This window comes from Methanolacinia paynteri (assembly GCF_000784355.1).
GTDB lineage: Archaea > Halobacteriota > Methanomicrobia > Methanomicrobiales > Methanomicrobiaceae > Methanolacinia > Methanolacinia paynteri.
In genome coordinates, this window is the sequence record NZ_KN360929.1 from 65736 (window position 1) to 79294 (window position 13559).

Genomic DNA, 13559 nt, shown 5'->3' on the forward strand with positions numbered 1-13559 from the left:
ATCACAATTCTATCTGAAAAATAATAATTCAAATGGTTTCGGAAAAGCCGCCCAACATTTCTGCGGTCTCTTCCGAAGGATTGATTATAACGATCTCCGGGGTGCACTGGAACCTTAATTCAATTCCGTAGAAGGGCGACGAACCGAGGCCTCTCGTGATATATGCAGGAACGCCGTCGCCCACGTAACCGCTGAGTTCGACGATCCCGTTCTCGTTTAACGCCTGGACAAACGCCGGAGTGAACTGGCCGCCATGAGTATGACCGGAAAGGATGAGATCCGCATCAGGCCAGTCCGCCCTGCACTCGGGCTCATGAATCAGATATATCGTAAAGGCGTCGGTATCCGGGATGTCCGGCGGATCTGCAAGCCCTGCCCATCCGTCGTCGAGTCCGACCAGCAGAAGCTCCGTTCCGTTGATATCGAGAGTCACGTATTCGTTCCTCAATACATTGACACCCACATCTTCCAGCTTCTGCTCCAGTGCATCGCCGAATTCTATATTGGTATTCTCGTCGGTCAGCATGCTCATGTCATAGCCTTCGACCGAAGTATTGGCATCCTGCGCCACCTCGAGCATCTTTATCTGGCCGTTTACCCCGTGTATCCCCGACTCGTAATCGTGGTTGCCCATGACAGCATAAACCGGGGCATCGATCCCCGCCCAGACATCCTGCAGCGAGAAGTCCGTCTCCTCTCCGTTCACGAAATCGCCGCCGATCAGGACCACCGACGGATTCAGGCTGTTGATCGTATCGATCGATTCGCGGATGAAATCTATATTTCCGTCCTGGAGATGGGGATCGGAGATGTATACTATCCCTTCCGGTGCGCCGTCGATATAGAGAGCGGTTATACTGACATTCTCCGCCTCCCATGACATGTACCCGAAGGACCCCGGGACCAATGCAAGCAGAATGACGAATACAAAATACCGTTCATAATCAATTTTCTTCAGGCGGCGGATCATAAGTTACTCTAAAAATTTATCTTCGGAATATAAATGATACAGTTTTGCGGCAGAATATTTTTATACTTTACGGCAACACGCGCAGCAGGAATTTGGCTTAGAAAAAAGAGACTGAACAACTGAAAACGAAGCCGTAAAAAATTATGAGAGGTCGGCCAGTTCGGCCTCAGTTGCATCCAGGGCCTCGGAAAGTCCGTCGTTCACAAGGCCGCCGGTCATCGATTCTGTCAGGTCGCGATCCTCCATGACATCTTTGATGCGCTCAAGGAACGGATCGAGGGTCGTATCTCTCTCCTGCTCTATTACATGACGGTACTCGCGGAGTGTCGACGGGCTTATTCCAAGCTCCTCGCTGATCTCCTTCATCGTCTTCTCCGACAGGAGCAGGCTCTCCATCACGTCCCTTTCGAAGGGCATCTTGAAGTCGAGTTCCCTGAAGAGCTTCAGTCTCACGCGGGCTCTTGCGACTGTCTTCGAGAGCTTCTCGTCCCCGAGTTCGCGGGCGATCTCGGTATCGTTCCTGCCCTCGTAGTATCCGCATACGAGACATGCAAGTTCGCGGGGCTTTAATTTCGTTTTGAAGTAGCCCTGGTCGAGGATCTCCCTCATAATTAAGGCGATCTCCCTCTCTATTGCATCCTTGTCACGCAGGGTACCGTGGATTTTTTTCATCGGCTCAACAATCTCGGTCTTCCCGGAAATATCCGTGAAAAGGTTTAAAAGCGCCTTTTTCCGGTCGGTAGAGTTTATTTTCTTTTTCCTCTTTGCAACTGCCATTAAGATCACACAAGGTTTCGAATATAAAGGTCTGTATAAGATAAAAGTTTTCTGTTACTTACACTCCCGGTTAATACATTTATTCAAAAAGATACATCCTGCTGACAAGGCATAAACCTTTTGCATACAGCCCCGGCAGGGATGTCAATTTTTTCCAAATGACCCGCGAGAATTACCTTTTATAGCCTTCGGGTCGAATCATATGATATTTATTGTGTGATAATAATGCCCGATATATATGACAAGATAATTGAACTCGCCAGGAGAAGGGGTTTCGTCTGGCCCACATCGGAATGTTACGGATCTGTCGCCGGGTTCATCGACTACGGCCCTCTCGGCGCCATGATGAAGAGAAAGATCGAGAATATCTGGAGATATTTTTACGTCATCCAGGACGGCTACTACGAGATCGAGTGCCCGACGATCGGAGAAGAGTCGATTTATCTTGCATCGGGCCACGTCAAGGGCTTTGCCGACAAGATGATCCAGTGCCCGCACTGCGGAGAATATCACAGGGCGGATCATGTCGCTGAAGACAACGGAATAGAGAATGCAGAGATCATGTCTCTTGAAGATCTCACGGCGGCACTTAAAGACCTGGAATGCCCCGCGTGCTCCGGGGCCTTCGACGGCGCGGAGGTATATTATTTCAACCTCATGTTCCAGACGACCATCGGACCGGGATCGCAGAGGAAAGGCTACCTCAGGCCCGAGACCGCACAGGGAATCTTCACGGATTTCAACAGGCTTCTCAGGTTCTACCGCGACAAACTTCCCTTCGGAACCGTCCAGATAGGCAAATCATACAGGAACGAGATCTCGCCGAGGCAGGGGATGATACGCCTCAGGGAGTTCACGCAGGCGGAGGCGGAGATCTTCATCCACCCGGACCACAAGGACCACCCGGCATTTTCGAGATACGCCGACCGGAGGGTTCCGCTCTTCAATATCGCCGACCAGGAGAACAAGGGATGCCCGAAGGAGATGTCGATGAAGGACGGGGTCGCCTCCGGCATCATCGCAAACGAATATGTTGCATACTATATCGCCCAGACTCACGACTTCATGCTGACGTGCGGTATCTCGCCTGACAAGGTCCGGTTCAGGCAGCACCTCCCGGACGAGCGGGCCCACTATGCAACGGACTGCTGGGATGCCGAGATCTTTTCGGAAAGATTCGGATGGGTCGAGATGGTCGGGATCGCGGACAGGACAAACTACGATCTCAACGCCCATGCAAAGCAGAGCGGCGATCCGTTCACTGTATTCATCCAGTACGAAGAACCGAAGAGGATCAGGGAGACGAAGGTCGTCGCGAACATGGGTGCGCTCGGACCGAAGTACAGGAACCGTGCGAAGGCTGTCGCAGATGCACTCGCAGTATCCTCACCTTCGGAGAACGGTGCGGAGATCGAGCTCGACGGCGAGAAGATCCTTGTCCCGCCGGAGTTCTACGAGGTCAAAGATGTAGAGACGGAGATCAACGGCGAATATGTCATGCCCCATGTAATTGAGCCGAGTTACGGTATCGACAGGATACTCTACGCGGTTCTCGAACATTCCTTCGAGGAGGAGATGGTCGACGGGGAAACGAGGAATGTCCTCAGGTTCCCGCCGAAGGTCGCACCGGTTCAGGTCGCGGTTCTCCCGCTGATGGCACGCGACGGACTCGACGATATCGCGAGAACTATCAGGTCAAAACTCCAGGAAGAAGAGATCCTCACCGAGTACGACGATTCGGGAGCCATCGGAAGAAGATACAGGAGACAGGACGAGATCGGAACCCCGTTCGCAGTGACTGTCGATTACGATACTAAGGAAGACAATACTGTAACTGTCCGCGAACGCGACTCCATGATGCAGATCAGGTACGATATCGACAAGCTCCCCGCCCTTCTCTCCGACCTGATCAAGGGAAGAAAATCATTTGAAGAATATCTCTGAACATGAATTATATCAGCCACCCGTTGATAAGGCCCGAATCGATTGAAGAGAGGCAGTACCAGTTCTCGATAGCACTGAGGGCACAGGATGGCAATACGATGGTCGTCCTGCCGACGGGTCTCGGCAAGACCGCCGTCGCGACGATCGCGGCCGCCGCGAGGATAAAGAGCACGGGCGGGCGCTTCCTTATGATGGCGCCCACGAAGCCGCTCGTCGACCAGCACTTAAAGACATTCGAGAGAGATTTCATCGATCCCGAAGACGAAGCGTTCTCGGGGTTCGCTCTTTTTACAGGCGAGACGAAGACCTCGGAGAGGCAGAGGCTCTGGCGGGAGAAGAGGTTCATCTTCGCGACCCCCCAGATTATCAAGAACGACATCATCGCAGGGAGATACAGCCTGAAGGATGTCTCGCTCCTGGTTGTCGACGAATGCCACAGGGCTGTCGGGAATTACGCGTATGTATTCATCGCACAGGAATACATGAAGACCGCCAGGCACCCGCTCATCCTTGCGATGACTGCTTCGCCGGGAAGCCAGGAGGATAAGGTCGCCGAGGTCTGCTCGAACCTGGATATACAGATCATCGAGACGAGGACGGAGGAGGACCCGGATGTACGGCCGTATATCCACCAGAGGGATCTCAAATACGTGGACGTCCCTCTTCCCCCCGGAATAAAGGTCGTCACGGACGGCCTGAAGACGATCCTCCAGAACAGGCTCGATACCCTTACGCAGATGGGCTTCGTCGTCCCGAAGGCGGACAGGCTGACGATGAAGGCGCTAAACGGCCTGAAAGGTCAGATCAATGCGTCGATGAGGACAAACACCCGCGATGCCTACCAGGCGATGTCGATACACGCGGAGCTGATGAAGATCAAACACGCGATAACGCTCGGCGAGTCGCAGGGGAGCATGGTCCTGAAGAATTACCTCTTCAAACTTCTCTCTGAAGGAACCTCTCCTTCGGGGACGAAGGCTGGAAAGAGGCTCGCGGCTGATCCGCTCTTCGGCGAGATCATCGACGAGGCGTCTTCATGGGAGAACGAGATTCACCCGAAGCCGGAGATCGCGGCGGAGATTGTTGAAAAGCAGCTCGAAGAGTTCCCTGACAGCAGGATAATCATATTTGCGAATTACAGGGACAGTGTCAACCTGCTCGACGAATACCTGAAGGGCAGAGGAGTCGACTGCAAAAAGTTCATCGGGCAGGCGTCGAGGGACTCGGAGAAAGGGCTCTCGCAGAAGAAGCAGATCGAGACCCTGACCGGGTTCAGGAACGGCGAGTTCAGGGTTCTCATCGCAACATCGGTCGGCGAGGAAGGGCTCGACGTTCCTTCGACCGATCTCGTGATATTCTACGAGGCTGTTCCGTCGGAGATCCGGAGCATCCAGAGGAAAGGCAGGACGGGACGACACGGGAGCGGGAGTATTATCGTTCTGGTGACCAAAGGAACATCGGACGAGACCTTCAGGTACGTGAGCCAGAACCGCGAAAAGACGATGAAGAAGGGCATCGCAGGACTTGCATCAGCGACATCAGGGTCGTCCCACGCAGGGGCGGCTGATGCGGGATTTGGCTCACCAACAGAAACTGACTCCCCGGAAACTTCACGAAAGGGGCAGATCTCGATCGACTCCTTCATTCAGGCGGGACCGTCCATAATCGCCGACGACAGGGAGACATCGTCGAAAGTGCTTGAACTGCTCCATGTCAAAGGTGCGTCGATCAGCCTTGAACGGCTCGAATACGGGGACTACGCGATCGGCGACCGGATCATCGTCGAGAGAAAGACGACAAGAGACTTCGCCGATTCACTGATTGAAAGGGATCTCCTCGGGCAGGTCAAAAGAATGGCCGATATGTGCATGAAGCCCGTTGTAATCATAGAAGGCGAGGAGCTCTATTCGCAACGCAACATCAACCCCAATGCAATCAGGGGAGCTCTCGCCGCGATGTCGATCGGAATGGGGATCTCGATTATCCAGACGAAGGATGCGGAGGACACCGCGGAGATGCTCTACGTCCTCGCCGGAAGGGAGGAGAGCGAGTACGGTTCACGGAAGAGCCCACACTTCCACAAGACATACAGGTCCGAGAGGGAATCGCTCGAGTACGTGATCTCTTCTTTCCCCTCGATCGGCCCGAAGAATGCAAGAGATCTCCTCGATCATTTCGGCAGCATCCAGGCCATCATGAACGCAGAAATCGAACAGCTGAAGGCTGTACCGGGGATCGGGGACAAGATCGCGAAATCCGTCTTCGAACTTTCGAGGAAGAAATACCAGTGATTTTTTTCAAACGTAAGTTACGTTAATTTTTTTTTGGATTTTTTTGAGGAATTTTTTTGGGTGTAAGCCCCTGTCGGTATTATTCTGATTTTGAATTTTTTTCTTTGGAATTGATTCGGGCCTAAGCCCCTACGGGGCAACCCTATGCTCAGTTCGCTCCGCAGGCTCCGCGAACTTTCGCAATGATGATAACCCGGCCTGGACGCTACCCTCCGGGTAGCCTCGGCCGGGGAGAGGATGAATTAAGACCGAAGTTAAATCAGGAAAAAAGTCAACCATAAATTCCAATCGGAGATTTTTCTTTCCCGGAGCAAAAGGGGACGCTTGCCCGTCCCCTTTGCGACCTATCACGATTTGCGTGAGTTGCGCAGCAACTTACGCACCGGGCTGCCCCGAAGGGGCTTACGCCCCATCAAAGACTATCGGCCCTTCAAAACATCGTCCGCGATCCTGATGCACTCCATAATCATAAGGCAGTCCTTCGGCTTCGACTCCTTCCTCGCCTTTTTGCAAAAATGAATCATCGTCTTTTCAATCTCACCCCTGAGATCGTCGGAAACCTCCGGCTCGTCATCCGCATAGACCACTTCAGCATAATCCTCCGGTGCGGATTCGGGGAAATCAGGCAGTTTCTGTCCCGACTCAGGTGCAACTTTTTTGACATCCGCCTGCGCTTCTTCCTGCGCCTTATTGCAGACGACGCACATAGTCTCCCCCTTTACTAAAAAGAGCGGCGAACCGCATGAGGGGCAGGTTTTATCCAGCATTTTCCCGCCTTTCAGCAGGTATTCGGCCATAATGTCCTCCGGATTCGATGGCATATTACTTATCTACTCCTTACCAATTATATATGCAGATACCCAATTAATAATAGGATGGTGATAAACGATGGCAGAACCGCAAAGCACAATAAATTACTGCATTCAGATGCTTCAGGCCATAATGGACGATTCAACGATTCCAAGAAATATTCGCAGAGTTGCAGATGATACAAGAAAGGTTCTCATAGACGAATCAAAAGGTCTCGGTCTTCGTGCAGCCACTGCAATATCGATGATAGACGAGATCTCGAACGACCCGAACATGCCCGTACATGCAAGAACCCGTATCTGGGAGCTTGTTTCACAACTTGAAACAGTACCTCTCGACTAAAAACTTAAAAAACTAAGAACAAATAATTCGAGTTTTATCCGGAGATTTCCGGAGCTATTCTCCTATTACAGTACAATGAACAGTCCTCGATCTGGACGCTCTTATATCCAGTTCGAGAAGAACAACCTGCTGCCAGGTCCCCAGCTTCATCGCGCCTTTTCTCACCGGCACGGTCAGCGAAGGACCGACAAGCGCAGCCTTTACATGCGAACGGCCGTTCCCGTCGCCCCAGGCCAAATCATGCTCGTAAGGCAGATCGTCCGGGGAGATCGCCGAAAGCGAACGTTTGAGATCCGAGAGAACACCCGGCTCGTATTCTATAGTAGTAATCGCCGCAGTGGAACCTTCGACAAAAAGGTTGATTATTCCTGATAAAACACCGCTTTCGGCGACAATCCTGTTCGCCTGCGGGGTGATATCAATTATATCCCCTTCGCCCGATGTCTCCAGGGATATTTCAGCCGTATACATCAATCCCTGCTCAGGCCTTCGGCCAAAGGAAGGTTTCATACGCCTCTATAGTCCCGCCGGTCGGAAGCGACGCACTCATCTTGATCTGGCCGATACCGAGATCAGAAGACGGGATAGAGATATCCGAATATGGGATTCTTATTCCCCCGTAAGGTGTGTTCTCTCCTTCATCGGAGGACGTAATTGTCGTATATCTTTTGTAGAAAATCTTCCTCGGACTTATCGTCTGGCCGTTTTTATCGATCGACGGGCTGTATACCGTAATCTGGGTGCTTATCGGCGTGTCGCTGAATATCACCTTTCTTCCGTATGCATCATAGAACGTGAAATGAAGCACGATCCCGTCATTCCCGAGATTTTGATCCCAGTCCAGCGGCTGGGCATAGATATCGAGGGCCTTTATATTCGAACTTGTACCCAAAACCTCACCGTAATAGACGAAATCCTCTGACGCATCGGTGACATACACCGTCTCACCCGATCCCCCGGATTCCGTCGATGTAGTTCCGTCACCCGATGAAACATAATATTGCGTCGTGCTGCTGCTCCCTTCTAAAAGAGGCGGGTATTTGACAAGAAGAATATACCCCCCGCCTGCGATTATCACTAGAAGAAGGATAATTATTATCGCATTGCCTTTTTCCATGATCTCAATTCGGCAATAAACAATATAATTCTGTTCGTAAAAAAAGAGAAGGAAATTTATTCTGTTATTTCGTCCGTTCCGGTTTCATCGCCTTCGTCGGAATCGAGAATCGTGAAACCCACGACACTGTCGCCCTCGTCGAGCTTCATTATCCGGACACCGCGGGTACCGCGTTTCTGGATCGAGATCTCCGAGACCTTCGTCCTGATCACGATGCCCGACCTGCTCATGAGGATTATATCCTCCTCATCGGAGACAGCCTTAGACGAGACGATTCCGCCGCTGACATCCGTCTGGATGTTCCTTACACCCATCGTCGCCCTTCCGTGGCCCCTGAACTCATCGAACTCGGTCCTCTTGCCGTAACCTTTCTCCGTTATCGTCAGGAGGTGATCCTTCTCAACTGGCGTTACATCCTGGAGCTCGTCCATGTATCTCAGCTTGATTCCCTTGACACCAAGGGCGTTCCTGTGCCTGAGCGAGATCGATTCGATCCCGAAACGCAGGCTCTGGCCCATGCGGGTCGTCAGGATTATCTCGCCGCTGTCGACCGCCTTCATGACATGTACCAGTTCGTCCCCGTCCTTCAGCGTTATCGCATAGATTCCCGACTGCCTCGGGCGGGAGAACTCGATCTGCGGGATCTTTACGACCATACCGTTCAGGGTTGCGAAGAGGAAGAACTCGTCCTCCTTAAACTCGGATACCGGTATAACCGCCGTCACCTTCTCCTCGTCGCCGAGCTCCAGCAGATTTACAATCGCCTTTCCGCGGCTCTGCCTCGTAGCCTCCGGGATATCGTAGACCTTGAGCCAGTAGACCCTTCCCGAGCTCGTGAAGCACAGCAGGTAATCGTGGGTGGATGCGACGAAGACCGACTTGACGAAATCCTCGTCCTTCGTAGACATCCCTATGATACCCCTTCCGCCCCTGTGCTGTCCCTTGTAAGTATCCAGGGGCATCGACTTGATGTAGTTATGCGAAGTCAGTGAGACAAGAACCTGCTTGTTCTCGATCAGGTCCTCCTTGTCCAGATCCGAAACGTCGTGGCTGATCTTCGTCCGCCTCTCGTCTGCGTACTTCGCGGAGATCTCCTCCGTCTCCCTCCTGATCTCGGCGAAGATATGCCCGTCGTCGGAGATGATCAGCTTAAGCCTCTCGACCTCTTTTAAGAGACCGTCACGCTCGTCGATGATCTTCTGGTGCTCGAGAGCCGCGAGACGGCGAAGCTGCATCTTGAGAATCGCATCGGCCTGGATCTCGTCCAGCCCGAAGTTCTCGATCAGCTTCTGCGAAGCCTCTTCGGTAGTCGAAGAGCCGCGGATCGTCGCGATGACAGCATCGATATTATCGAGTGCGAGAAGGAGACCTTTCAGGATGTGCAGCCTCTCCTCCGCCTTCCTCAGCTCGAAGATCGTCCTCCTGTATATGACGCTCTTCCTGTGTTTGAGGAACTCGTGAATTATCTCCTTAAGTGTGAGGACCTTCGGCTGGTTGTCGACGATTGCAAGATTGATAACTCCGAACGTCGATTCGAGAGGCGTATGCTTGTAGAGCTGGTTTAAAACGACCATCGGGACGATAGACTTCTTCAGCTCGACTACGACCCTTATTCCGTCCTTATCCGACTCGTCCCTGATATCAGAGATACCGTCGATCTTCTTGTCGCGGACAAGATCTGCAATAAGCTCGATCAGCCTCGCCTTGTTCACCTGGTAGGGGATCTCCGAGATGATGATCCTGCTCTTCTTCGAGCCCTCCTGGTCCTCGATCTCCGCAACACCCCTCATGCGGATGCGGCCTCTTCCGGTCGTATACGCACTCGCGATGCCGCTCCTGCCGAGGATTACTCCGCCTGTCGGGAAGTCGGGGCCCGGCATATACTCCATGAGACCGGCCGGCGAGATATCGGGATCGTCGATCATCGCACAGACCGCATTGCACACCTCTTTGATATTGTGAGGCGGCATCTTCGTTGCCATACCGACCGCAATACCGTCCGAGCCGTTGACAAGAAGGTTCGGGACCTTTGCAGGAAGTACGAGAGGCTCCTGCAGCGACTCGTCGAAGTTCGGGCCGAAGTCGACGGTCTCCTTGTCGATATCCTCAAGCAGCGATTCCGAGACCGGATCGAGCCTCGCCTCGGTGTAACGCATCGCTGCCGCAGAGTCCCCGTCGATAGAACCGAAGTTACCCTGTCCCTCGACGAGCATATACCTGTACGAGAACGGCTGGGCCATCTTGACAAGCGTATCGTAGATCGACGAATCGCCGTGCGGGTGGTATTTACCCATGACTTCTCCGACGATACGGGCGCTCTTCTTGAAGGGCTTGTCGTGATAATTGCCCATCTCGCCCATCGCGTAGAGCGTGCGCCTGTGGACAGGCTTCAGGCCGTCCCTTACATCGGGGATCGCCCTCCCGACGATAACCGACATCGCGTAGTCGAGATAAGACGACTTCATCTCCTCTTCGATCGAGACCGGGAGCACTCTCTTTACGACCTCGCCGGACGGATTCTCTTCAGATGTCAAGGTTCGTCACCTCCTTCGAATGGCGGATAATAAATTCTTTTCTCGCTTCCACGTCGTCTCCCATAAGTTTGCTGAATATCTCGTCCGCGTAGGAGGCTTCGATGACGCTGACCTGCTTTAAGACCCTTGATTCGGGGGCCATCGTGGTGTGCCACAGCTGGTCGGCGTTCATCTCACCGAGACCCTTGTAGCGCTGGACGGTCGTGCCCTTATCGCCGAACTCCTTCACGTATCTCTTCATCTCTTCCTCGGAGAAGGCATACTTCTCGTTCTTGCCTTTGGCGACCCTGAAGAGCGGGGGCTGGGCGATGTATACATATCCTTTCTCGATAAGCTCAGGCATGTACCTGTAGAAGAAGGTAAGAAGCAGCGTGCAGATATGAGCGCCGTCGACATCAGCATCGGTCATGAATATTATGTGATGGTAACGGGCCTTCTCCACGTCGAAGCTCTCGCCGAACCCGCATCCGATCGCGGAGATCAGGGTCTGAATTTCCGCGTTCTTCAGGATCCTGTGGGGATTCGCCTTCTCGACGTTGAGGATCTTTCCCCTGAGCGGAAGGATCGCCTGGAACTGCCTCGACCTTCCCTGTTTGGCCGAACCGCCTGCGGAATCTCCCTCCACGATATAGATCTCGCTCTTCGAGGGATCGCGTTCGGAGCAGTCGGCAAGCTTTCCGGGCAGACCGCCGCTCTCAAGCGTGCTCTTTCTCCTTGCAAGCTCCCTCGCTTTCCTCGCGGCCTCGCGGGCCCTTGCCGCACCGACGGCCTTGGAGACAATCGCCTGGATGACCTTAGGGTTCTCCTCGAAATATTCGGTCAGCGACTGGTAGACGAGCGAGTCGACGATTCCCTTCACGTTGCTGTTGCCGAGACGCATCTTGGTCTGCCCCTCGAACTGCGGGTTTGCGACCTTCAGGCTGATTACAGTTACAAGACCTTCGCGGACGTCCTCTCCTTTCAGGGACTCCGACATCCCCTTCATAAGGTTGTTGTCCTTTGCAGACTTGTTGATCGCACGTGTAAGCGCACTCCTGAAGCCCTCGAGGTGCGTTCCGCCCTCCCTCGTATTTACGCTGTTGACGAAGGTCATCATCGTCTCGGAGTAGGCAGTGGAATACTGGAGCGCCACCTCGACCTCGGTCATGCTCGCGGCATCCTTCGTATCGAAATATATTACATCGGGGTGGACGGTCTCCTTTCCGGTTATGAGATATGTCACGAACTCGCTTATCCCACCCTCGTAATTGAAGACATCCGCGTACCCGCTTCTTTCGTCGGATATCTCTATTGTAATTCCGCGGTTCAGGAACGCGAGCTCACGCATCCTGTGGCTGAGGATGTCATAGTCGAACGTTACGGTCTCGAAGATCATCTGGTCGGGCTTGAACCTGATCTTCGTGCCGTGCTTCTCGAATGCGTCGGGGGCTGCATTCTTCCTCGACGTCAGGTCGCTCTTCAGCCCGCCCCTGGCAAAGCCCATGTCGTAGATGTAGCCGTCCCTGAAGACCTCGACTTCGAGGAACTCAGAGAGGGCGTTTACCACCGAGACACCGACCCCGTGCAGTCCGCCGGATACCTGGTAGGTGTTCTTGTCGAACTTTCCGCCGGCGTGAAGGACGGTCATTACGACTTCAAGAGCGCTCTTTCCGTCCTGCTCTTCCATTATATCGACAGGAATACCACGCCCGTTGTCTTCGACGGTACAGGTTCCGTCCCTGCCGAGAGTTACGATGATATGATCGCATACGCCCGCGAGCGCCTCGTCGACTGCGTTATCGACCACCTCGTATACGAGATGGTGCAGGCCGCGGACATCGGTGCTGCCGATATACATGGCCGGCCTCTCCCTTACGGGTTCGAGGCCTTCAAGAACAGTAATATTTGATGCATTGTAATTATTCTGAGCCAAAATTATCCCCCATTAGAAGGTGGAAACCGTAATTTCCAAGATATTTTTTCTGCAAACTGCGATGCCGCCTGAGGACAAAAAACAGCATCTGCGTTTTGATAAATTGCACATATATTATTGTCCCTGCAGGCACTTAAATTATCGCAAAACAGGGCCCATATAGATTTCAGGGAAAATATTATAGGATTAAGAGAGCCGGAGCAGGCCGGCGTTCAGTCGAATTTCCCGACTGCCGGATCTTCGATGCCGAGCTCGCGATCGATGGCGAGAACGAGTCTTTTCAGCGATTTATTCAGCGATTCGAGATCTTCGGCGTCCATGTTCCCGCTCTGGTGCCAGTTGGCCTTCTGGCGAAGGTCGGTCAGGTGCTCCTCGACCTCGGTTCCCCTGAACTGTTCGGGGACCTGCATCTCGATAAGATGATCCGCAAGGCCGATCCACGCCCTCTCCGGCGGAAGACCGATGTGCTTTGCAACAAGCATGATGTTCGTTATGAAACCTCTTCCGAAACGGCTTTCCATGTTTGAGTTTTGGAGATTTTCCCTGAAAAAAGTATGGATTTGGGAGACGATCAGACCATTTTTTCCGGGTCGGTCTTCATGATCTCGCGGGAGAGTGTCGTCGCATATGTTCCCGGCGGAAGGCTGAATTCGAGAGTGACGGCGTCCCCCGAGACTTCATATTTCATCTCTGTCCTGATGGATGCGGCCCGCAGAGCGCCCCTGAAGGCGGTCCCGGTGATCTCTGCAGCCAGCCCGAAGCTTTCGGGGGTTATGCCGGAATCGTCGAGAAGTCCGGCGATATAGCGATCTGTCTCACCGGCGGGCCTGAACTCCTCGGACCCCGGCATGAATATCGCGGG

At 53.2% G+C, this 13559-nt stretch carries 12 protein-coding genes; 3 read left to right on the plus strand and 9 right to left on the minus strand.

The genetic code is table 11. From position 1 onward, the window contains the following. Nucleotides 1-28: 28 nt before the first annotated feature. Both METPAY_RS05805 and METPAY_RS05810 read right to left on the minus strand, forming a co-directional pair. Nucleotides 29-970 (minus strand): metallophosphoesterase, encoded by a 942-nt coding sequence (locus METPAY_RS05805; RefSeq protein ID WP_048150173.1) that lies wholly within the window; start codon nt 968-970, stop codon nt 29-31. Between the two features lie 141 nt (nt 971-1111). Continuing rightward, complete coding sequence (locus METPAY_RS05810) at nt 1112-1747, minus strand: helix-turn-helix domain-containing protein (RefSeq protein ID WP_048150176.1); 636 nt, start codon at nt 1745-1747, stop codon at nt 1112-1114. Between the two features lie 225 nt (nt 1748-1972). Between METPAY_RS05810 and glyS the strand changes: the two genes are divergently transcribed. Both glyS and METPAY_RS05820 read left to right on the plus strand, forming a co-directional pair. Further along, the gene (gene glyS / locus METPAY_RS05815) at nt 1973-3691 is read left to right on the plus strand and encodes a glycine--tRNA ligase (protein ID WP_048150178.1); all 1719 of its coding nucleotides are present in this window, start codon (nt 1973-1975) and stop codon (nt 3689-3691) included. A gap of 2 nt (nt 3692-3693) precedes the next feature. After that, the gene (locus METPAY_RS05820) at nt 3694-5982 is read left to right on the plus strand and encodes a DEAD/DEAH box helicase (protein WP_048150180.1); all 2289 of its coding nucleotides are present in this window, start codon (nt 3694-3696) and stop codon (nt 5980-5982) included. A 419-nt stretch (nt 5983-6401) separates the two neighbouring features. Here METPAY_RS05820 and METPAY_RS05825 read toward each other — a convergent pair whose 3' ends face one another. Next, nucleotides 6402-6803 (minus strand): Sjogren's syndrome/scleroderma autoantigen 1 family protein, encoded by a 402-nt coding sequence (locus METPAY_RS05825; protein WP_048150183.1) that lies wholly within the window; start codon nt 6801-6803, stop codon nt 6402-6404. A 67-nt stretch (nt 6804-6870) separates the two neighbouring features. Between METPAY_RS05825 and METPAY_RS05830 the strand changes: the two genes are divergently transcribed. Continuing rightward, entirely contained in the window at nt 6871-7134 is a 264-nt protein-coding gene (locus METPAY_RS05830) for a UPF0147 family protein (protein WP_048150186.1), read from the plus strand. 54 nt (nt 7135-7188) lie between these two features. Here METPAY_RS05830 and METPAY_RS05835 read toward each other — a convergent pair whose 3' ends face one another. From METPAY_RS05835 to truD, 6 genes are all read right to left on the minus strand, one after another. Further along, nucleotides 7189-7605 carry a secondary thiamine-phosphate synthase enzyme YjbQ gene (locus tag METPAY_RS05835; RefSeq protein WP_048150188.1) on the minus strand — a complete coding sequence of 139 codons (417 nt, stop codon included), beginning with the start codon at nt 7603-7605 and terminating at the stop codon, nt 7189-7191. A gap of 10 nt (nt 7606-7615) precedes the next feature. Further along, a complete protein-coding gene (locus tag METPAY_RS05840) occupies nt 7616-8251 on the minus strand; it encodes a hypothetical protein (RefSeq protein WP_048150198.1) in 636 nt (211 codons plus the stop codon). Nucleotides 8252-8307: 56 nt separating this feature from the next. Next, complete coding sequence (gyrA, locus tag METPAY_RS05845) at nt 8308-10785, minus strand: DNA gyrase subunit A (RefSeq protein ID WP_048150201.1); 2478 nt, start codon at nt 10783-10785, stop codon at nt 8308-8310. After that, a complete protein-coding gene (gene gyrB, locus METPAY_RS05850; RefSeq protein ID WP_048150203.1) occupies nt 10775-12697 on the minus strand; it encodes a DNA topoisomerase (ATP-hydrolyzing) subunit B in 1923 nt (640 codons plus the stop codon). Before gyrB ends, gyrA begins: the two co-directional genes overlap by 11 nt. A gap of 212 nt (nt 12698-12909) precedes the next feature. Then, on the minus strand, nt 12910-13218 hold the full coding sequence (locus tag METPAY_RS05855) for a hypothetical protein (RefSeq protein ID WP_048150206.1): 309 nt from the start codon (nt 13216-13218) through the stop codon (nt 12910-12912). Nucleotides 13219-13268: 50 nt separating this feature from the next. Further along, a partial coding sequence (gene truD / locus METPAY_RS05860; protein ID WP_048150208.1) for a tRNA pseudouridine(13) synthase TruD occupies nt 13269-13559 on the minus strand: 291 nt, incomplete at its 5' end.